The sequence below is a fragment of the Microbacterium sp. NPDC077184 genome (assembly GCF_040687055.1).
In the GTDB taxonomy this organism is placed as follows: Bacteria; Actinomycetota; Actinomycetes; order Actinomycetales; family Microbacteriaceae; genus Microbacterium.
In genome coordinates, this window is sequence record NZ_JBFBMM010000001.1 from 691,962 (window position 1) to 712,213 (window position 20,252).

The 20,252-nt window shown below is 63.0% G+C and carries 17 protein-coding genes; 13 read left to right on the forward strand and 4 right to left on the reverse strand.

Annotation, left to right across the window (positions count from 1 at the left end; all coding sequences use genetic code 11):
- The first annotated feature begins 9 nt into the window (after positions 1–9).
- The 5 genes from AB0O93_RS03320 to AB0O93_RS03340 all read left to right on the forward strand — a co-directional run bounded on the left by AB0O93_RS03320 (position 10) and on the right by AB0O93_RS03340 (position 7,613).
- Positions 10–1,461: an ATP-binding protein gene (locus tag AB0O93_RS03320; protein ID WP_363340478.1), complete on the forward strand. Its 1,452-nt coding sequence runs from the start codon at positions 10–12 to the stop codon at positions 1,459–1,461.
- Positions 1,458–4,220, forward strand: a complete 2,763-nt coding sequence (locus tag AB0O93_RS03325) for a Z1 domain-containing protein (RefSeq protein ID WP_363340480.1) — start codon at positions 1,458–1,460, stop codon at positions 4,218–4,220. The genes AB0O93_RS03320 and AB0O93_RS03325 overlap by 4 nt, the downstream gene beginning before the upstream one ends.
- Positions 4,220–5,164 (forward strand): PD-(D/E)XK motif protein, encoded by a 945-nt coding sequence (locus AB0O93_RS03330; RefSeq protein ID WP_363340482.1) that lies wholly within the window; start codon positions 4,220–4,222, stop codon positions 5,162–5,164. Before AB0O93_RS03325 ends, AB0O93_RS03330 begins: the two co-directional genes overlap by 1 nt.
- A gap of 8 nt (positions 5,165–5,172) precedes the next feature.
- The gene (locus AB0O93_RS03335; protein ID WP_363340484.1) at positions 5,173–7,263 is read left to right on the forward strand and encodes an AIPR family protein; all 2,091 of its coding nucleotides are present in this window, start codon (positions 5,173–5,175) and stop codon (positions 7,261–7,263) included.
- A gap of 110 nt (positions 7,264–7,373) precedes the next feature.
- Positions 7,374–7,613 carry a hypothetical protein gene (locus AB0O93_RS03340; protein ID WP_363340485.1) on the forward strand — a complete coding sequence of 80 codons (240 nt, stop codon included), beginning with the start codon at positions 7,374–7,376 and terminating at the stop codon, positions 7,611–7,613.
- Here AB0O93_RS03340 and AB0O93_RS03345 read toward each other — a convergent pair.
- Positions 7,504–7,824 (reverse strand): hypothetical protein, encoded by a 321-nt coding sequence (locus tag AB0O93_RS03345; protein WP_363341022.1) that lies wholly within the window; start codon positions 7,822–7,824, stop codon positions 7,504–7,506. The genes AB0O93_RS03340 and AB0O93_RS03345 overlap by 110 nt on opposite strands.
- Positions 7,825–8,874: 1,050 nt before the next feature.
- Here AB0O93_RS03345 and AB0O93_RS03350 point away from each other — a divergent pair.
- The 8 genes from AB0O93_RS03350 to AB0O93_RS03385 all read left to right on the forward strand — a co-directional run bounded on the left by AB0O93_RS03350 (position 8,875) and on the right by AB0O93_RS03385 (position 16,699).
- Positions 8,875–9,429: a hypothetical protein gene (locus tag AB0O93_RS03350; RefSeq protein ID WP_363340487.1), complete on the forward strand. Its 555-nt coding sequence runs from the start codon at positions 8,875–8,877 to the stop codon at positions 9,427–9,429.
- Positions 9,430–9,595: 166 nt separating this feature from the next.
- Entirely contained in the window at positions 9,596–10,774 is a 1,179-nt protein-coding gene (locus tag AB0O93_RS03355) for a TerB family tellurite resistance protein (protein ID WP_363340489.1), read from the forward strand.
- Positions 10,767–12,176: a hypothetical protein gene (locus tag AB0O93_RS03360; RefSeq protein WP_363340491.1), complete on the forward strand. Its 1,410-nt coding sequence runs from the start codon at positions 10,767–10,769 to the stop codon at positions 12,174–12,176. Before AB0O93_RS03355 ends, AB0O93_RS03360 begins: the two co-directional genes overlap by 8 nt.
- 26 nt (positions 12,177–12,202) lie before the next feature.
- Positions 12,203–13,468, forward strand: coding sequence for a hypothetical protein (locus AB0O93_RS03365; protein WP_363340493.1), 1,266 nt, complete (start codon positions 12,203–12,205; stop codon positions 13,466–13,468).
- Between the two features lie 365 nt (positions 13,469–13,833).
- Positions 13,834–14,184 (forward strand): IS3 family transposase, encoded by a 351-nt coding sequence (locus AB0O93_RS03370; protein WP_363340494.1) that lies wholly within the window; start codon positions 13,834–13,836, stop codon positions 14,182–14,184.
- Between the two features lie 69 nt (positions 14,185–14,253).
- A complete protein-coding gene (locus AB0O93_RS03375; protein ID WP_363340496.1) occupies positions 14,254–15,222 on the forward strand; it encodes a ring-cleaving dioxygenase in 969 nt (322 codons plus the stop codon).
- The gene (locus tag AB0O93_RS03380; RefSeq protein WP_363340498.1) at positions 15,219–15,845 is read left to right on the forward strand and encodes an alpha/beta hydrolase; all 627 of its coding nucleotides are present in this window, start codon (positions 15,219–15,221) and stop codon (positions 15,843–15,845) included. The genes AB0O93_RS03375 and AB0O93_RS03380 overlap by 4 nt, the downstream gene beginning before the upstream one ends.
- Positions 15,846–15,919: 74 nt before the next feature.
- On the forward strand, positions 15,920–16,699 hold the full coding sequence (locus AB0O93_RS03385; RefSeq protein ID WP_363340499.1) for a lysophospholipid acyltransferase family protein: 780 nt from the start codon (positions 15,920–15,922) through the stop codon (positions 16,697–16,699).
- Positions 16,700–16,791: 92 nt separating this feature from the next.
- Here AB0O93_RS03385 and AB0O93_RS03390 read toward each other — a convergent pair whose 3' ends face one another.
- The 3 genes from AB0O93_RS03390 to AB0O93_RS03400 all read right to left on the reverse strand — a co-directional run bounded on the left by AB0O93_RS03390 (position 16,792) and on the right by AB0O93_RS03400 (position 19,836).
- Positions 16,792–17,196 carry a hypothetical protein gene (locus AB0O93_RS03390; RefSeq protein WP_363340500.1) on the reverse strand — a complete coding sequence of 135 codons (405 nt, stop codon included), beginning with the start codon at positions 17,194–17,196 and terminating at the stop codon, positions 16,792–16,794.
- Positions 17,197–17,314: 118 nt separating this feature from the next.
- Positions 17,315–17,965: a GIY-YIG nuclease family protein gene (locus tag AB0O93_RS03395; protein ID WP_363340501.1), complete on the reverse strand. Its 651-nt coding sequence runs from the start codon at positions 17,963–17,965 to the stop codon at positions 17,315–17,317.
- A 53-nt stretch (positions 17,966–18,018) separates the two neighbouring features.
- Positions 18,019–19,836 (reverse strand): DUF262 domain-containing protein, encoded by a 1,818-nt coding sequence (locus tag AB0O93_RS03400; RefSeq protein ID WP_363340503.1) that lies wholly within the window; start codon positions 19,834–19,836, stop codon positions 18,019–18,021.
- Positions 19,837–20,252 lie beyond the last annotated feature (416 nt).

The window sequence follows — 20,252 nt, forward strand, 5'->3', positions numbered from 1 at the left end:
AGCAAAACTGTGCGCGACGAAATCCTTGTGCCGGGCGTCGAGCTCCTCGAGTCGATGCGCTCCGTGGGCTATTCCTTTGATGCGGCGGTCGCCGACATCATCGACAACAGCATCGCAGCGAATGCGAAGCACGTCGGTGTGCTCGCAGACTCGGTTGACGCAACCTACATCGCATTTCTCGATGACGGCGAGGGAATGTCCGACGACGAAGCGCGTCACGCGCTACGGCTGGCTGGGACAAGTGGGAGCATACGTGACTCGCGTGATCTCGGGCGATTCGGCTTGGGTCTCAAAACGGCCTCCCTCTCGCAGTGTCGGCGGCTAAGCGTGCTCACGGTACGAGAGGGCGTTATGACTGGACTTCAATGGGATCTGGACCATGTTCTAAGCACAGGCAGCTGGTCCATCCGCGTCCTCGATCAAGACGACATCTCCGAGATTCCGCACGCCGAGCAACTCAAATCTTCAGTGTCCGGCACGCTCGTCGTTTGGCAATCCCTTGACTACCTCCTTGCCGGGGCGCACGATCCGGCCCTCGAGGTCGCGGAGCGACTTGCGAGTCTGCGTCACCACCTCGGGCTCGTGTTTCAGCGTTTCCTGGAGGGCCGGGGCGCTATCAGCATCGACATCAACGGGGTACGCGTCGATGCCATCGACCCCTTTCTCGAAGGCAACTCCAAAACCCAACCCGGCCCCCAGGAGAACATTGTCATCGATGGGCATGTCGTGTCTGTGGAACCGTTCACCCTGCCGCATCCGTCGTCCCTCACCGCACGCGAGCGCGGAAGGCCCGATTTCGGGGCGGCAATGCGGGAGCACCAGGGCTTCTACGTCTACCGAAACCGCCGGCTGATCAGTAGTGGCGGGTGGTTCGGCCTCGCGAAGCTCGACGAGCTGAGCAAACAGTCGCGTGTGAGAGTGGAAATCCCGCCGGAGCTCGATCACCAGTGGCAACTCGATATCAAGAAGTCGCGTGTTGAACCGCCTCAGGCATTCCGCAGCCGCTTTCGCCAGATCATTGAGCATGTGACGGGTGGGAGCAAGCGCATGCATCGTTTTCGCGGCCGCTCGCAGAGCCGCACAGAAACGACTCACTTGTGGCAGGTGATCGAGGAACGGGGCGGATACCGTTACGCCGTCAATATGACGCACCCGATGATCTCGGGACTCGAGGCGCAGTTGCCTCCGGAGAAGCGGCTGTTACTTTTGCAGACCCTGCAGGATCTGGCGACATACTTTCCGGCACCAGACCTCTACCTGCGAATGGCCGACAGTCAGCCACAGGTCGCGACCAAAGTCTCAGACGATGAGTTGCGCGCCAGACTCCGCGCGATCCGTGACGCCGGAGGCGCCCTCGCAGATGCCGACTCGCTCGTGCCGGCTTTGAGGCGAGTCGAGCCCTTCAACGACGTCGACAACTTGCAGGACCTGGTCATGCAGGTCTGGAAGGAGAACGAATGAGTACGCAACTGAGTGACGAGGGAGAGACCCTCTTGATGACCCTCAACGCGATGTTGCGGAAGGACGAGACGCTTGATCTCACGGCGCTCAAGAGCGCGGCATCGGGGGTCAGGCCATTTGTCGCGCCAGGAATCCAGGACGCTGAATTCCAAGCGGTGATCGCTCGGGCCGTTGAGATGAACGCAATCGTCCTGCGCGTCGGCGACTCAATTGTCAATCCGGCAACCTTCGCCCCTTGGCTCGAGGAGCGCAAGCCAGGTGTCGAAACGAGGCGGTCCGGCGCATATCAGGAGCTTCTGCTGTCGCGCTCGTGGGCAGGAAATGTCGTCGACACGCTCGACGAGCAGACCGATCGAATTATGGATCTGGTTGGCGATCCAGAGAAGTCAGCACCATGGAAGCGTCGCGGCTTGGCGATCGGCGAGGTCCAGTCTGGCAAGACCAGCACTTACATCGGTCTGCTCGCGAAGGCGATCGACTACGGGTACAAGATCATCGTGGTGATCGGTGGCCACACCGAAGATCTCAGGCGACAAACGCAGGCGCGGCTCGACTCGGACCTGACCGGCGTGGACTCGGCCTATCTTGCAGACAACATCATCGTCGAAACCGACGTGGCGCGAATCGGCATCGGACGCGTCGATCAGACGCTCGCCTCCAGCATCAATGTGTTGACCACGACACGGTCCGATTTTTCCGCACATAGCAAGCGCGCCGGCAACGTGGCTCTCGGGGGCAACACGCCGACGATCTTCGTCATCAAGAAGAACGCGCGAGTCATGCAGAACCTCGCGACATACCTGCGCGCGCACATTCCCAACTGGGCGAGTCAGCCGCCGCTCATTCTCATCGACGACGAGGCGGACTGGGCTTCGATCAACGTCAACTCACGCGAAGATGTGTCCGCAGTAAATCAAGCTATCCGAGACATCCTCGCGACATCGAACCGGAACAGTTACCTCGGAATCACGGCAACCCCATTTGCCAATGTCTTCATCGACGATGAAGTCGAAGAGGACATTTTCCCGCGTGACTACATCGTCGCGCTGCAGAGTCCTTCGAATTACCAAGGTGTAGGCAAGTACTTCTCCAGTGCGAATCATCCGGCCCTCGTCGGAGATGTGTCCGACTCACTCACCGCCATTCCGTACTCTCACAAGCGAACGCTCGCTGTTCGAGACCTTCCGCCAAGCGTCGAGCGAGCAATCGCTGCGTTCTTCGTGGGGACAGCGATCCGGCGCATTCGCGAGGAGCAACCGCGGCCGGCGTCGATGCTGATAAACGTCAGTCGATTCAATGACGTCCAATCTCAAGTCGCCGCCCTAGTCGAGGACCTTACTCGCGAGCTCGCCGCGACGATCATGAGTGAGTTTGGGATTCCCGAGGCGTCCAGCGGCCGCAGTCGCCGCGGGCAACTGCTGTTCGATGCTTTTGCGAATCATTTCGAAGAAGCGGGCGTCAGCTGGCAGACGGTCCGACAGGAACTCATCCCCATCGCGGGCGAGTTCCGAACGCAGCTGATCAACTCGCAGACAAAGGCTGAGAGAGAGAAGCACACGCGCGAGACGCCTAAAAGCGTGCGTGACGCCGAGGCGCTCCTGCCGACGATCTACGTCGGAGGAGACGTGCTGGCTCGCGGTCTCACCATTGAGGGCCTTCAGGTCAGCTACTACTCGCGCCGCGCCGCTGCCGCCGACACCCTTCTCCAGATGGGCAGGTGGTTCGGCTACCGGCCGGGATATGAAGACCTCGTTCGTTTGTGGATCGACGACGAGACGGCGGAGCTTTTCCGCTGGACCGCGGATATCTCCGCCGAGCTGCGAGAGTCAATTTCTGAGATGAAGGGCCTAGGGCTGACGCCTGCGCAGTTCGGACTGAAGATCAAACGCCATCCCGAAGGCTTTCAGATCGCCGCCGCTCGAAAAATGCGAGACGCGGTCGACCATGACGGCATCATCTCCATTAACGGCCGTGTCTTCGAGTCGACGGCGCTCTCCTTCCGCCCTGACGACCGCGAAGCGAACCTGAGCGCTTTGCGTACCCTCCTCAAAGTCCTCGGCCCGTCGTCCAGGACCCCCGGCAAACGAAGTCCAGGCGACCCGTACTGGCCACAGGTCGACCGCAGGATCGTTGAGGACTTCCTCGGGGCGTTCCGCAGCTACTCAGAGGAACCCAACTTCGGTGGCGGAAGGCCCGGGGGTCTGATCCTCCAGAACATATCGGAGATCAAGAACGGCGACACGTGGGATGTCGCGTACATCTCCGGTTCCGGTCCAGCTGTCACCGCGGTTGGGCTTCCGGCTGAGCATAAGGCGAGCGTCCGCGACCAGCTCCAGGTGGGCACTCCGATCGGCGATGGTGGACCTTTCGTCGAGTTCCCCAATCGTCGCGTCGCCGCAGGCCAAGACCTTCGATCGCTGGTGCCGCTCGCGGCGGAGGGCGAGGGCGAACGACCCACTGCGCTAAAGGGAGACCGGGCTCTGGCACGCGAGATCCTGCAACGCCCGGTGCTCATGCTCTACACGGTTGTTTCCAATCTTGACGGGAAAGAGCTGGCCGACGGGAAGGTGCACGTGCCCTTGGACGCTCCGCTCGTCGCTGCCGTTGTCGCTACACCCAAGCTGTCTGCGGAGGAAGAGTATGAGGAGCTCGTCAACGGCCGAGGCGTCCGATGGAAAGTCAACAGAGTGTACGCGCGCCGACAGCTCGGGATGTCCATGAGCCTTGAGGACGACGCCGACGAGGATGAAGACCTGTGATGGACGCGCGTATCGCGGAGGTCCTCACCAAACAGAACTTTCAAGTTCTCCCAATCGATCATCCAGTTCTCTCGATGTATGCGCAGAACGTTGATGGGAGACCGGCGATCGTCGTCGACGTGCCCTGGGCTATCGAGCGGTACATCGCCGGGACTCAGGGCGTCAAAGTGGTTGTCGAGGCGACTTCCGGAGGACAAAGCTACCTGAGGCTTGAGTCCCTTGTGCCCGGAGCGACTCCTATGTTCGAAGCGCTGATCGACTCGCTCCTCGAGAGCTCAGTGGGGCATCCCGGGATCGACGGCGCCCTCTCCGCACTCATTGACAGCTTCGACGAGTTCAAGTCCATGCTCGCTGCAGACCGAGGACAGCTCAGCGAGGCCGGAGTACGAGGGCTATTCGCAGAGCTGGCGATGCTCACGGCTCTGCGCGGCGCGGGCTACAGTCCCGCCGCAGCCGTCGGGTCCTGGCAGGGCCCATATCGTGCCGCCAAGGACTTCGTTCTCCCGGGGCGGAAGTGTGTCGAGGTCAAGTCTGTGCGGCGTCAAAACCACAGGTTGCAGATCTCCAACGTGGACCAGCTCGACCCAAGGGGGGAGGAACTCAGGCTGGCGGTTCTGGAGCTTGATCGTCGGATCGACGGCATTGGCGTGACGCTGGACGCGATCATGACGGATGTCCAGGCTTGGATGGACGACGACCCCGCCGCTGCCAGCCTGTTCGCTCAAGCGTTGGCAACTATCGGACTGGATCTCACGGATGCGTACTACCGGCAGTGGCGGTTCGATCTCGGCGAGTGGCGTTGGTTCGACGTAACCGATGGCTTCCCGCGGATAAGGCCGGACGACGTCCCTTCGCCAATCACGGGTGTGCGGTATTCGATCGACATCGACCAAGTCACTGACTACGCAACGACCGCGTTCTGGGTCGACGCGCCTGAGGAATAGGAGGGACAGTGGCCGATTTTCATGAGGAGTTCGCGAATTCAGTCACGTTGCGGGCCCATGGCAACTCAGGCTTTCAGCTGACGGCGTTTGGGGAGGAAGTCGCCGAGCGACTCGAGGAGGCGGAGGTCGCACTCGACCTCACGGTCATCGCCCTACAGTGCACTGGAAGAAACCGCCGGAAGCTGCGCCTCTTGGGGTACGCCGAGGACGCGGCGGACAGTTCGCTTGTCGTCCTTTGCGCTGCCTTTTATGGAGAGCCCGGAAGGACGCTCACGAAGACTGAAGCTGAGTCGGTGTTCGCCTCTGCCCGTGGATTCATCGAGCAATCGGCAGATGGATACCTGATCGACGCGCTCGAGATCAGCTCGGCCGAAGCCGAGCACGCTCGCTACTTCCAAGAGTTGCTCTCGCGAGAACATCGCAACTCCCTGGGTCGTGTCGAGCGATTCAAGTTCGTTCTCGCGACTGACGGGACGATGAGCGAGAGGATCAGGTCAATTCCGACGGACGAGCTGTGCGGCCGTCCGGCGTCATATGCGATCTGGGACCTGCGCCGGTTCGAGGACTTGACGATGTCAGAGTCCGGGCAAGATGACTTTGAAGTCGATCTCACCAAGTGGCTACCGGCGGGATTGCCGTGTCTCGTCGGATCGGAGAGCGATTCGCGCGCGAAGTCCTACCTCGCAGTTATACCGGGCAAGCTTCTCGCGGACCTCTACGCGGAGTTTGGAAGTCAGTTGCTCGAATCTAATGTCCGGACCTTCCTCAGCGCGCGCGGCAAGGTGAACCGGGGGATTCAGTCGACGCTGGCCAACCATCCCGACATGTTCTTGGCGTACAACAACGGACTCACGACGACTGCGACAGGAGTGGAGATGATCGAGGGTTCGGGAGGCACCCGAATCCATACGTTGCACAATTGGCAGATCGTGAATGGCGGACAGACAACGGCGTCGCTTGCCCATTTCATCCGCGGCGCGGGGAACCGTGAGGTCGACGATGTGTACGTTGCCATGAAGCTAGTAACGGTGGAGCCCGAGACAGCCTCAGAAATGGTCGCTTCGATATCCCGGTTCGCCAATAGTCAGAATGCCGTGAGCGAAGCCGACCTGTTCTCAAACAGCCCCTTCCACGTCCGCCTCGAGCAGATCAGCCGACGAGTGATGGCTCCGCCGGCTGAGGGCCATCAGTATCAGACGAAGTGGTTCTATGAGCGCGCGAGAGGCCAATGGGAGAACCAGCGAAACGCGGGCACGGCAGCCGAGGCGAAGAGATTCGAACTCGAGTACCCCAAGCGGCAACGGCTGACAAAGACAGACTGGGCAAAGTTCGCGTTCTGCTGGTCTCAACGCCCGCATGAGGTGAGCAAGGGCGCGCAATCGAACTTCATGGCCTACGCCAAAGTCGCTAACGATCTCTGGGAGAAAGACCCTGATCAAATCGGCGACGCATACTTCCGCACGGGCGTCGCCAAGGCAATCATGTTTCACGATGTGCGCGAAACGATTCTCAGCGCAGATTGGTACGCGACTGGCTACCTCGCGAACATCGTTGCCTACGCCGTTTCTCGGTTCGCGTTCGAGCTGTCGCGACAGCACCCCAACCAAAAATACGACTTCGAATCTGTTTGGCGCCGACAGGCGCTATCTCAATCAAGTCGCGAATCACTCCTTCATATCGCGCATCAAATGCAGAAAGTCCTCACCGCCGACGATCGCCCGCAGGCGAACGTGACTCAGTGGGCGAAGCAACCGGCTGCATGGGAAGCAGCGAAGAAGGCGAAAGTGGAGCTCCCACCGTCCATTGCCGACGATTTGCTGGGCGCATCCGAAGAAAGGAGCCGTCTGGCCGACGCCAAGCGGGAGCGCCAGATCGACTCCGGTCTCGAAGCAGCGTCCCGGATATTGAGCGTCGCCGCCGCCACATGGGAGACGGTGGTTGTGGAGGGAACGCGCGCCGGACTTCTCAGCCCCACCGATGTAGCCCTCGTGGAACTCGCAACCAAGAAGTCGATGCCTTCCGATCGCCAGGCGCTCAGACTCGTGAGAGTCCTAGAACGCTGCGTGCAGGAGGGCATCATCCCCTCAGACGCGTTTTGACTCGGTCTGGGGGAAGCGCCCAGGGTCGGGATGTTCGGCCGCTCAGCGAATTGGTCTAGCGTGACTACATGGCTGATTCTTTGGCCTCGAGCTAAGCCGCGCGGCTCACAATGGTCGCCAATCGGCGAAGAGGCACCCATCTCGAGTTGCGCATTCGGCGTCTTTTGCACGCCGCTGGTCTTCGCTATCAAGTTGATGCTCGACCCGAATCGAGGATGCGCGTTCGTGCCGACATCGTGCTCAGCCATCGAAAGCTAGTCGTCTTGTCGACCATCCCGGTCGTTCCTTCGGACCCCGCCGGCGCGGGTCGACGTGATGCCATATATGCTCGTCGACACCGAGCGTGGTGACGCCGTCGAACCGGGACTCGTCCGCAGTGAGCTTTACAAGCTCGGGCTCGACGGCCCGCCACACCGTCGTCCATGATGTTCCGAGTTGCCAGGCGAGTCCGGCGATGGTCGCATGCTCTCGCCGAAGTTGCCCGATCGCCCAGCTGATCGCGCGGATGGCGATCGACCCGCGGCACAGGACCCCGCTCGGAGTCTGCTCGACAAAGGTCATCTTCGCGTAGCTGACGCCACCGCACCGGAACATCCGTTGCCTTCACACGATTCGCAATCTAGTCACCCAGGCGCGTCATGCAGCACCCGACGCCGTCGCCTGCGGCCGACCGCGACAACCCCTACGCCGGGCACCCGGCCGGCGCCGACGGGCCCGAGACCGTCGCGACCAACAACTCATTGCGGAGGTCGACGTCCGCGATATGGACGCCGTCGAGACCGAGCATCAGCTCGCAACGGGCTCACGGACAGTCGGCGGGGCGCGCGTCAGCGCACCCGGCCGTAGGGTGAAGCACTTCGAGGTCCTCGTAGTCGATGAGGGTTAGCGCTTCTGATCCTCGGGGACCTCGTCCCCTACCCGCCAATCACGCCGCCACCCTCACCCCACCGAATGTCCGAAGAGCCCAGATAGTCGTCGACAACTGGAATTGCTGGGGTTGCTGACTATGGACGTACTCGATCGCCAAACGCCGCGACAAAATAGCGCACTAGCTGGGCGGCAGACGCTTTATCGAACTGAACCACTTGGCTCTGCTTCTTGACCGTTTGCCGAGCGTCGGAGCCCCAGGTGCTCACATGCACGAGAGGGCGCCCGTCGTCGTCATGCAGGATCTGCACGTACCCCTCCACCGTTGTCGGATGAGCGTGGACGTTCTGGTGCCCCTGCACCAATGCTCTGACAATCGCCATATCGATTCTCCAATTTCGCGGGTTGCAATCTCACCCGCGGGCCCCTTCTCTGGAACGACCACGGTGGCTCTATCCCGATTGACACTATCCATACATCGTCATTGATCTAGGTACGCGGTCGACCTCGCTTACCCACGAAACTTCGGATGTCGATCGCGTGAGGGCCACGTCAGATGACGGCGACACACAAGAGGCCTCGCGGACGAGGGAACAGACGGGTGATGACCAGATCTGCGTCACGCGTAGGTCGGCACCTTCCTCGGACAGGAGCCGGTGAACCTGGACGGACTGGAGCTGACCCAAGCGTCGCGCGCGTGCGATCGCCTGCCATTCCGTAGTCGGCTTGAGCTGCGGTTCACAGATGATGACGACTGAGCGCGCGGCCGTGACCTCAGTCACACTTGTCGCCTTTAATCACGACGTCTACGAGCGGATGCGGGCCAAGCAGGACGAAGCCACTCCGCGCCGGATCCTCGAAGGCGTTCAGCGACTTTACAAACGCGGCTACGAACAGTTCCGCGTCCTCACGTATATGAGTCCGTCAGGGATACACTGGCGCGTCGAAATCGCAGAGGCAGCAGCCATGGACGACTCCGAAGGCTACGTCGCTTACCGAAACGAGAACGTGGTGCTCAGATACAGCACCGGAGCCGCACCCGAGTTCGCGGACACAATCGTCGACCGATCCTCCAAGCCAGAAGAGGTCGCCGGCCTGATCCTTGCTTCCATGCCGTGGGTACAAGAACACGTGCTCGACCCCGCCTATGCGGACTGGTACGTCCGGCTTATGCGGCTGATCACCGCGCAGGATGCCGTGCCCATCGCCCTCGCGGACTACTACGACACCCGGCAGGGGTGGGAAGTCGGCTGGGGGAGCGGAGCGTTCATCGACGCGTCTCCGCCACTTCCTCGCTGAAGTCAATGCTCCGCGGTTACGGCTGATTGTCCTGCCGAACTCGTCGCGCATCCACGCCCTCGGCCGTCTCTGATGCAAGTCCACCGGGAGGGTCGGAGACGCGCGATAGCCTCAGGGTGTCGGAAGATGGCGAACATCGTTCCGCATGGGGAGAGGCTCAAGGTCGATGGTGGAACAACGGCGACTCGATTTCGGCCGGCTCAAGGATGTTGCTGACGCGGCTGGTCGCAAGGTCGCGGGCGTGGCGAATTCCGGCTGGGAGAAGACCGTAGAGGTCGCAGACGGCGTTGGGCAGGGCGTGAAGAAGTCTGCGGATCAGACAGCCGCTTCGCTCACTGCCTTCGGGCAGGGCGTTGCAGGTCGTCTCCAGGGCAAGCACAAGAATGGCGCGGACCTGTCAGCGCTGAGTACCGAGGCCAAGCTCGCTTACTGCCGCATTCTCGCGGGCCTTACTCTGGCGGACGCCGCGATTGACCCTCGCGAGATTGCGAATCTGTATCTGTTCGCTTCGACGATTCAGCTTGAGCCCGACGCGCGCTCAGTTCTGCGTGGAGAGTTGACGGCGCACAGTCTTGGCAACGAGACCGAAACGCTCGAGGAGTCGGCCGTCGGATACGCGGTTGGCCTGAAGGAGGAACTCGTCGACGAGGACGTCGAAGCCGTGTTCGCTGCGCTCATTAGGGATCTTCTCCGTATCTCTCGCGCCGACAAGCACCAGTCCGAGGAAGAGGACCGGCTAATCGCGAAGATCGCGGAGGTGCAATTCGGCGAGGCTAATGACGATGTGGTCGCGACCACCAGAACCCTGGTCATAGCTGAGGAGGATTACCTTGCGGGGAAGATCTCAACCACTCAGTTAGAGACCGTCACGAAGGATGTGCTCGCCAAGGCTGCGGCGTTTAGCGCGCCGATCGCCGCTGTCAGTTTCGCCGGAAGCGTCAGCGGCCTTGGCGCCGCGGGTATCACGTCGGGGCTCGCGGCACTCGGATTCGGTGGCCTTCTCGGCCTGAACCCGATGACGACCGGCATCGGTGTCGCAGTGCTCCTCGGTGTGGGCGTGTACGCAGGAACCCGTTGGGTGCTCGGCATCAACGAGCGCGAACGAGAGCATCGTCGCGAACACCTGATCCAGCAGGTTCTCAAGAACCACCAGCAGGCAATCGGTGACCTCACTCAAGACATCGCCGGGCTGGCAAGCCGCATGGAGGACTACCTCGCACAAACGACACAGAATGAACACCGACTCGCCGCGTTGCGCGCCGACCTTGCAGCGTTCAAACTCGCACTCGCAAGCCTGCAGGCCAATCGCGACGCGTTTGAGCAGGGTGAGCCTGTCAGTGCCTGACTCACTCGCCGCAGTTTCGACCGTTGCGGCATACCAGGACGTGACATTGACCGAACTCCGTGGCGTCTTCGATCGCGTCGACTTCGACCTGCGTGAGGCACTTGAGCGGGAGGCTCGAGTAAGCGCCTCGGTATCGAGCATTGAGGACGAGATCGGCGCCGTCAGACAGCAGTTGGCGGCGCGAGGCATCCACGTTCCGGACTTCCCACGCGACACAGCGCAGGCGAGCGAGGTGCCCTCGGATGGCGCAGTTCACCAGCCCGGCCATGGATTTCACGTCGCGCCGACAGGACTCAACTTCTCAGACCTCACCGCGCTGGCAGAAGCCCGCCTCGCCATGCTCGACGTTGATCTGAGCCGCGATCCGCTTCTCCAGGTACTGCCGCAGGGGCAGATCAAGGCGAGTCTCCAGCAGTACGACGCTCAGTTTGGAGACGTGAGCTGGACCAAGGCGGACTGGGCTGTCATCCTCGGTGCAGGAGTCGTTGCGACGATCCTCGACGTCGTGCTGGTGCGAATCCCCGCCGACCGGAATTTTTTGGGCAAGAAGTACGAGGGCTCACCGCTGACGGATTGGCTCAACGAAAACAGCAAGTCTCTCCATGAGCGATTCGGCAAGCCGTTCGAAGGTTTCGCCAAGGTTCCCTTCGACGCGCCAACGACGAAGGCCACCAACGATGCCGTGCGAGGCATGTTCCCGAAGGTGCACAGGCTGATGAGTCCGGGACACGACCCGATGCTCGGCTTCCTGGTGGGCATTGCCGACCTCATGCGCGGGACGGGGACATACGTCGACCAGCTCGGCAATCTTGTGCAGGTGACGACCAACATGGCGCCGGTGGACCTTACGACCGCGTTGCTCAAACAGGTAGCTCACCTTCTCTCTGATGCCTTCACGCCGGCCGGCTTGCCCGCTCCGTTGTTCAGCCTGCTCCAACTCGTCAAGACGGAGTCCCCGTTCGCGCTGTGGAAGGACGGGCCAAAGGTGCCGTGGACGGACATCGCCCGCGACATGTACCGAAACGGCTACGACCTCCGACACTTTTTGACGATGGGTATCGTCCCCGCGGCTGTCGAAGCGATCATCCGGGCGTACTGGATGCTCGATGCTCTCTCTACTGGGAAGAGCGCCGACCAGCGAAAACTGGAAGTCGCGAAGCTCCGCTCGATGCTCCTGCTCGGCCACACTGTGGCGTCGTCCGGAACGCTGGTCAAAACGGGTCTCGTCTTCGGGATGAATCCGGCCGCGCTCAACTACCCGCAGTTGCTTGCGATGGCGCCGGCAACGATCGCCTGGCTCAAGGAGTCGATTGCTCGGGAGCAACGCATTGGTAGCGCGCTTGAAGCCGAGTGGATGGCCCTCATCGCCGAAGACAGTAGATCCGAATCACAAGCCGTGTAGTGCTCGGATCGGAAGGAGACCCCAACGTGACCGTCGAGCAGGTTGACCAAGCGATCCAAGACGCGCGGGCAGGGCTTGCGCGCGCCCGAGACAAGCGTTCAGCGCTCACTGATCTCCCGGATTGGGCTCGGTCCGCCTGGGCAGGGCGGAACCTGCTGGACGCAGGAAAGAACGAGGAAGCCCTCCGCGCGCTCTGGACAGAGATCGATATGGGTTGCCCTTGGTATCTGATGCAGGCGAGGTTTCTCGCCGAGGCGCGTCTGGAGGGCTTCCTCGGGCATCCGGAAGCGGCGATCGATCGTCTCTGCATGTCGGCGCAGCCCCCGGCGAATGACCACTGGGACCCGGACCTCTACTTGCAGGCGCTCTTTGAGCTCGCCACGTTCGAAGCCCATGATCCGCAGATCGACGCAGTTCTGAGGCGCGCCGAATGGGCGAACCTCGCATTCGAGCTCGTCGAGAGCGTAACCTGGTGGTCCTTCGTGCCCAGGTGGGATGAGTCGAAACAACAGAGACTCCGCGCGATCATCGACGCTACCGATCCGGCTTCCTCGCTCGTTGACCACAACCCGAAGGCATCGTGGCAGCACTACATCGCAAACCCTGATCACGAGATCCGCAACCTCGCGGATTGGCAGGACGAGCTCATGGGGCTTGAGGAATCGCTCCTCGCGGTTGTCACCATGTCGGAGTTCAACGATTCCGGGCTCGCCCGTCCCTACATGAACGAGATCGCAGCACTGTGGTCCGCGGGCGACCCAGTCCGCACAGCCGCCGACGTGAGCGACATCCTTCTAGACGCCTACCGACCGCAGGAGTTGGACGAGAGCGAACTGCATGGCGGTGACACCGAGAGGCCTTATTGGCGTGATCCGCTTGCTCAGACGGAACTTGAGGCGCTTCTCGCACGTGCACATGCAGTGATGGGAAGACCCGACGCGGCCGATGCCGCGTATGCTCGCGCCTTCGCCGGGTTCAAGGAGGCGTCCGGCTGGGTCCTCCAACTCGACGCGCTCACGGACGGCCGCATTCTCGCAGCGTTAGGCGATGTCGATGGGGCCTTCGACAAGCTCTGGGAATCCGTCCGACGATTCAATTCGTCGCGGGGCGACTTCGATCTGGCGCTCGAGGCGCTCTGCGAGCTCGCCATCCTCGAACGCCCGTCGCCGCGGCATCCCTCACCGCGCGACTGGGCAATCGTTGCGACGGCGATGGCCGCGGCTGAGGGGTCGTGGTCACCGGGCCCGTGGTACAAATCATTCAGCGCCCGGGTGGATCGCCTTGCTCGGTAGCAGTGCCTGCCCGCGATCGCGGAGCCTCGGTCAGGTTCACCAGTGTGATGAGTCGCGACATAGGCGACAGGTGAGTTGCGACATAGGCGACTTGTCATGAAAAGCTCGGCCATCGGCCGGGCTTCATTTGCGTGTTGAGCTGCGTGAGGCGAACGCTATCCTGCTGGGTGCGGCGGTTTTCTTCGCCGGGAACTCGACCCCCGACGCCGCTGATCCTCGCGTTCATCGAGGAGTAGCTATCCAAGGGCCGCTCGGTCGGGTCGATCTGCCAGGTCCTGCGGGACCAGGGCGTGCAGGCCGCCGAGCGCACCTGTCGGGCGTGGAAACGCGCCCAACCCTCCGCGAGGGATCTCGACGACGCGGTCGTGATCGACGCGATCCTCGCCGCCCGCGTCGACGAGCACGTGCAGGCGACACCGGAGTCGATGTATCGGTCGCGGAAGATGACCGCGCTGCTGCGCCGACAGGGTCTGGTCGTGTCGAAGCGGCAGGTCGACCGGCTGATGGGGGACCTCGGCATCAACGGACTGGTGCGCGGCAAGGGAACCAGGACCCAGAGACGCCTTTACGACGGCGGGTCGACAAGAGCAATGCTGAGGCAGTCCAGCGCGAGCGGCGTGGTCATGCTCGTGGCGGAGCGCCAGCCGAGGAAGCAGCAGGGGCGCACAGCGGCGCGAGTGTCAACCCGGGAATGTTCTGAAGTTATATGCGTTTGAATGGAAGCGGTGAGAGGGTCTCAAGAGAACCGATCCCGAACTTTATCTGACCATCGACGGGAGAACCCCATGAATGTCGCACCCTCGGGACTGCACCACGTCACCGCGCTCGCCGGTGACCCGCAGAAGAACATCGACTTCTACGTCCGCGGGCTGGGCCTGCGGCTGGTGAAAAAGACCGTCAACTTCGACGATCCCGGCACGTACCACCTCTACTACGGCGACGAGTCCGGACGGCCCGGAAGCCTCATGACCTTCTTCCCGTGGCGGAACATCGCTCCCGGACGCATCGGCGCCGGACAGTCGACCTCGACCGCGTTCAGCGTACCGGCCGGGTCCCTCGGCTGGTGGCACGAGCACTTCACCTCCTTCGGCGCCGAGCCGCGCATCACCTCGCCCTCCAGCAGCGAGGAGCGCCTGATGGTCGCCGATCCCGACGGGCTCCGCATCGAACTCGTCGCGACGAACACCGACGACCCGCGCGACCCGTGGGACTCGGCGAGCGTGCCGGCGGAGTACGCCGTGCGCGGGCAGCACTCCAGCGTCCTCACCGTGCGCGACCCGGAGGGCACGGTCGGGCTTCTCGTGAACGACCTCGGCATGAGGGTCGTCGAGCAGGCCGGCAACCGCACGCGCCTCGCCGCCGGTGACGGTCTTCCGGGAGCCATCGTCGACGTCGTGGGCTCCGGCCTCGCCCCGACGGGACTCACCGCGGGCGGAACGGTCCACCACATCGCCTTCCGTGTGCCGGACCAGGAGACGCAGCAGCAGTGGCGCGACGAGCTCGTCTCGCGCGGACACCAGGTGACCGAGATCCTCGACCGCCAGTACTTCACGAGCATCTACTTCCGCGAGCCGGGCGGCGTGCTCTTCGAGATCGCCACCGACACCCCCGGCTTCGATATCGACGAGCCCCTCCTCGAACTCGGCCGCGCCCTCAAGCTGCCGCCGTGGCTCGAGCCTTCCCGCGAGGCGATCGAAGCCGCCGTCGTTCCGGTGCAGCTTCCCGCCGAGAACAACCCGGGAGCGGCAGCGTGAGCGCGGTCTCGATCGAGTCCTGGCCCCACGTCTTTACCCCCGGGGAAGCGGATGCCCCGGTTTTGCTCACCCTGCACGGAACCGGCGGGAACGAGCAGGAGATCACCGGGATCGTCTCCCACCTCTGGCCCGGCGCCGGCGTCCTCTCTTCGCGCGGACGCGTGAGCGAGAACGGGATGAACCGCTGGTTTCGTCGCCTCGGAGAGGGCGTCTTCGACGTCGACGACGTGATCCAGCGGGCTGGTCAGCTCGCTGAGTTCATCACCGCCGCGCGCGAGCAGTACCGCCTCGCGAATCGGCGCATCATCGCGGTCGGCTTCTCGAACGGAGCGAATATCGGCCTCGCGACGGCGCTTCTTCACCCCGAGGTGCTCGACCGCGTTGTCGCGTTCAGCGGGATGTTCCCGTTCGCCGACCGTGACCCCGTCGGCGAGGTCTCGACGGTCGAGGTAGTGCTGCTGAACGGCGTCGCCGACCCGATGGCTCCGTCGGCCTCGGTCGACCGGCTGGAGGAGATCGCGGCATCGCACGGTGCGACGGTGACGCGTCACACCCGTCCCGGCGGGCATGGCCTCGCACAGAGCGACATCGACGCCGCGCGGGAGTGGCTCGCGGGGCGCTGAGAGCGGCACCCATGGGGCTGGTCAGACGCTAGCCTCACGGCCCATCTCACAGCCAAGCGCGAAACAATAGAAGGATGCACCCGAACCCGAAGCGTCGATTCGAACCGATCTACTCGATGGCGGTCGGCGCGGGCCGCGTGTTCTTCGGGGGAGCGCTGCAGCTTCGGCCGAAGATCACCGGCGCCGAGGCGATCCCGAAGACCGGACCCGCGGTACTCGCGATCACCCACTTCGGGTACATGGACTTCGCCCTGGTCGAGTGGGTCGCGTGGCTCCGGACCCGTCGCCGGGTGCGGTACATGGTGACCAAGCGCGCCGCCGATAAGCCGGTGGTCGGGTGGCACCTGAACCAGATGCGGCACATCCCGGTCGACATGTCCGCCGGACGCGACGCCTACACGAACGCGGTCGCGGCGCTGAAGCGCGGCGAAGTTCTCGGTGTGTTTCCCGAGGCGGGTGTGAGCGCGTCGTTCACGGTGCGTGAGCTGAAGACGGGTGCCGTGCGGATGGCGGCGGCCGCCGGTGTTCCGGTCATCCCGGTGGTCGTCTGGGGTGGACAGTTCCTTCGCACGAAGAATCACCGCGCGAGCTTCCGCGAGGCGTTCCGGGCTCCGATCCGCGTGTCGATCGGAAAGTCGATGCACGTGAGCGAGTCCGACGACCCGGTCGAGGCCACAGCGGCGCTGCGGACCGAGCTGGAGACCCTGCTCGCGGACGCGCAGGCGTCCTATCCACGATCCGGCGAGGGGCAGTGGTGGCAGCCGGCGCACCTGGGCGGGGCGGCACCGACCCCCGAGGTTGCGGCTGAGATGGAAGCAGAGCGTCAGCGGAGGAGGGCTGCAGAGAAGCAGTAGCGCGGGGGCCAGCGATCGAGGTGGCGAGGCTATGCGAGCTGCTTCCTAAGGTGGAATGCTGCACTATCGGCAATCTCGCCCCTTCTATGCCGCTACTCCGCCGGGAAGACGTACACCCCGTCGTGTTGCGCAGGGTCGTAGACGACGACGCCCGGCGGCAACGTCTCTCCGGGCTCGCCAAAGAACGCGCGATAGTCGTTCGGGCAACCCTCAGTGCCCTGGCAACGAAGGCCATCCGGGTAGACGAACCAGGGGGCGTTGTCCTTCGCCCAGTCAGGCAATTCTGTGAGCGGTCGCTCGGTGGGGATCGCGAACTCACCCTCAGTCTCCGCCTGAACTTCGACGGCCTCCGGCTGTGACCCCGTGACGGGGAGCATGTCGACGACGTTTGGCTCCTCGGGAACAGTCACCGACGTGACCGCGGGGAGTGCGAGGGCGACGAGCCCAGCGACGACGAACGCCGAAGCGGCGAGGGTGATCTTCTGGGTGCGATTCATGCTCGCCAGCCTGTCAGCCGCGGGTTTGATTATCGAACTGGGCCTTCGGGAGTCATCGGCACGCGCCCGCCACCTCGTCCTCGCGGCCACCCCGTCAAGTGGCGCTCCACTTGGGAAGTCAGGAGGGTCCCGGCATCCAAGCTCGAGCCTCTGCCGCCATCGCGGCGCGGGCCGCGCTGAGCCCGGGCGCCGGCGATGGGTTCTCGGCAATGTTGATCGGCGGCGTCCAGTGTCGGATGACCTCGCGCTCGACCGTCGCGAGCGGTACGTCGAGGCTCGCCGGCGCCGGCCACACAGCAATCGTCAGTCGTTCGTGCATCCACGTCGATAGCGCGGCGTCTCCCCCTTCGGCCAGCCCGTAGTTGCTGAAGTGACCAGGATTGTTGGCATTGCGGGGGACGCCACGGAGACCAAGCCGGTTTCGGAGTAGAGCCGCAAAGCTCCTTCGGACCGTAGAGCTCCCGGTCTGCGCTCGGCCTCCGCCGGCGGCGAAATGTCCTCGCAGTTCACGGCGCGCGAGGCTGTCTTCCGCTTTCCCTACGTATAGCGGCGAGTCGAGATTGGGTTCCAAGCCGAGTTCGTCCCACGCTTGGTCGTCGCCGTAGACGGCATAGAGGCCGGGCTTTTCTGGTACGTGCCTGGGCGCATCGGTGATGCTGTATCGGATGCCGCTGAGGCTGGAGATTGCGTCGCTCGCGAAGGCCATGCGGCCGACGGTAGCAGGTGTCCAGTTTGCCTTAAAAGCAGCGTTGACCTCGGTGTTCTTCATTGACCGCTGTGCACCGCGTGTCCGGCCCAATCGGGGTGCCTGGCCGCTCCGGCCTACTCCTCGAGAGCCGCGTCGAGCTCTATGGCGTCGTACTCCTGAGGTTCTCGCACGGTGGCCGAAGAAATGACGCCCGATGCTAGCTTTCGCCGGATTCGGTCGGCCAGAGCGCTTTGTCGGGCCTCAAAGAAGTCGTTGAACGCGAGCGCCTCGCTCGGCAACACGGTCAGTTCGTTGAGCGATAGGTAGTTCGCCATCGCATCACGCGTGGGGAACGCGTGCAGTGCCCACTCATCCGGAGTGGTTGCCGACTTGTCGATGTTCTCTGGGCCTCCCAGCAGCTGGAGGTTCGCAAACCGGTCACGCCGGCCACTGAGCTCTTCGATCTCGTCACGAGAGAAGCCCTGCTCGCGGAGGCGCTTGGGGTCCAGCAATGCCTTCGGGAAGACGTGGTCGACGTGGTGCTGATTTCGCGTGTCTACGTGATCAAACAGCATGGCAAGAACTGCGAACGTGCGTCCGCCGCCGTACGAGAGATTAAGGATGTCGTCAACGAGCTCGTCGGTCACAGCGAGCGATTTTCCGCGCGACGCCATCGTTCGCTCAAGCTCAGCGGATGGGAAGCCCGTATCCCCATGCGCATCAATTGCGGTGCGAAGGTCGCGAAGGAGTGTGTCGAGCCCCGACCCCCAGATGCCGCGTGCAATGAGAGAGCGGAGGACCCAGGAGCGCATCACAGCGCGGTCGGTAGCGTGCGCAACAGCCGTGCGATAACTGTCGTCGAGCCCGCGCTTGTGCACGTAGTAGGCGATGGGGATGACGACGCTCTTGGCAGCGAGGGTCGCGTCCGAGAGGCCGAAATCGCTGAGCAAGGCGACCGCCAGTCTGAGCGAGTCGCCGATACCGTCCCACTGTTGGTCCAACTCAGCCATGTTGCCCGCAGTGAAGTTCTTCACTTTGAATGAGATGTCCGGGATGCCGGCGAGCATGAGGCCAGCCTTGAGCACGACATCCTGCGAGAAGCTGAAGCCGGCGCCAGTTGTATTCAGAGCATCAACCAGGCCATGGATCGCGGTGCGGGCGTCTCGCTCTTTCCACTGCGCGGTGGCTATGGAAAGTAGCAGATCGCTGTACGACAAGACTGTCCCGCCGGAGTTCACACGGATGAATATGTCCAGCACGCGCTCCACGTCCTGATCGGTTTCCTCGTACATATGAAGCGAGGGGTGAGAATGCACCGCGTGATGCAGGTTTCCGAGCACCTCGATCGCAAAGTCGTTGTTGCCGAGGTCGACCTTCGCCAGATCCCGCATCAGCTGAATCGCGGTTGGCGCATCAAACACTTTGGCGACCGGGAACCAGTGGTGCGCGTCGTCGTCTTGCCACTTTTGCAGTTCGTCATCAGTGAGGAGCCGAAAGTCGTAGAGCAATCCGGCATCGTTGGGAGCTGCCTCGCCGAGCACGTTCAAGTAGAGCCGTCGGGTCGGGTAGCCGCGCGCAGTGTTGTGGCGAGCCCACTTTTCTCGCACGGCGTAAGAACCTCGCAGTCCTACGTTCAGTGAAGTGAGACGCTGTTGGCCATCCAGCACCGCAGTCACTGTCCTGCCCGGGAGATCGAGATCTGGATTGTGCCGATTGTCGAACTGCGAGTAATCCTTCATGAAACCGTAGAACTTGAACTTTTCGACCGTTTCCGGCTCGATGCGCCAAGCAAGGAAGCTCCCGATCGGATACCCGCGCAGGATCGAGTCGAACAGTCTCACCACCTGCGATGGCTTCCACACGTATTCACGCTGAATCGCCGGAAGAACAAACTCATAGGACTGAATGCCGCGGAGCGTTTCGGCGATGGTTTTCGGAGGCAGATGACCCATCCTCCAGACGCTACAAGGTGTCGCCGTCATCGCGGGAGGGTTGTGCGACCTCGGCGTCACCTCCGCGGCCACCAAAATCCGCGCCAGCAATTGGCGCTTGGCTCGCTCTCGGACCGGATCGGCACCCCGACCGGCCCAAGCCGCCGACGCGGCTAGCGGGCCGGCATCCTCGCTGAACGTCTCGACTAGCCTCGTGCGGACAACGACCGGACGATGGGAGCGCCGCGCGCAACGTGAGAGCGCCCTTTATCGGGAAGAAGCAAAGCCCCCGTCAGTCGAAGCTCGGCGAGGGCCTCTGGGGCCGTTGTAACGACGGTCCGTGTGGCCCCGACGGGCGTCGATCCCGTGACCTCACGATGTTCAGTCGTGCAATCGCCCGCCGACCCCGGCCCCGGCTGCCACTCCGCCCTAGGGCT

Excerpts from the sequence above, each read along its gene's own strand:
- AB0O93_RS03345 (WP_363341022.1), bottom strand. The coding sequence starts at position 7,824 with ATGACCTTTGTCGAGCAGACTCCGAGCGGGGTCCTGTGCCGCGGGTCG.
- AB0O93_RS03325 (WP_363340480.1), top strand. The coding sequence starts at position 1,458 with ATGAGTACGCAACTGAGTGACGAGGGAGAGACCCTCTTGATGACCCTC.
- AB0O93_RS03375 (WP_363340496.1), top strand. The coding sequence starts at position 14,254 with ATGAATGTCGCACCCTCGGGACTGCACCACGTCACCGCGCTCGCCGGT.
- AB0O93_RS03340 (WP_363340485.1), top strand. The coding sequence starts at position 7,374 with ATGGTCGCCAATCGGCGAAGAGGCACCCATCTCGAGTTGCGCATTCGG.
- AB0O93_RS03385 (WP_363340499.1), top strand. The coding sequence starts at position 15,920 with ATGCACCCGAACCCGAAGCGTCGATTCGAACCGATCTACTCGATGGCG.
- AB0O93_RS03390 (WP_363340500.1), bottom strand. The coding sequence starts at position 17,196 with ATGAATCGCACCCAGAAGATCACCCTCGCCGCTTCGGCGTTCGTCGTC.
- AB0O93_RS03395 (WP_363340501.1), bottom strand. The coding sequence starts at position 17,965 with ATGAAGAACACCGAGGTCAACGCTGCTTTTAAGGCAAACTGGACACCT.
- AB0O93_RS03355 (WP_363340489.1), top strand. The coding sequence starts at position 9,596 with ATGGTGGAACAACGGCGACTCGATTTCGGCCGGCTCAAGGATGTTGCT.
- AB0O93_RS03350 (WP_363340487.1), top strand. The coding sequence starts at position 8,875 with ATGATGACGACTGAGCGCGCGGCCGTGACCTCAGTCACACTTGTCGCC.
- AB0O93_RS03400 (WP_363340503.1), bottom strand. The coding sequence starts at position 19,836 with ATGGGTCATCTGCCTCCGAAAACCATCGCCGAAACGCTCCGCGGCATT.
- AB0O93_RS03330 (WP_363340482.1), top strand. The coding sequence starts at position 4,220 with ATGGACGCGCGTATCGCGGAGGTCCTCACCAAACAGAACTTTCAAGTT.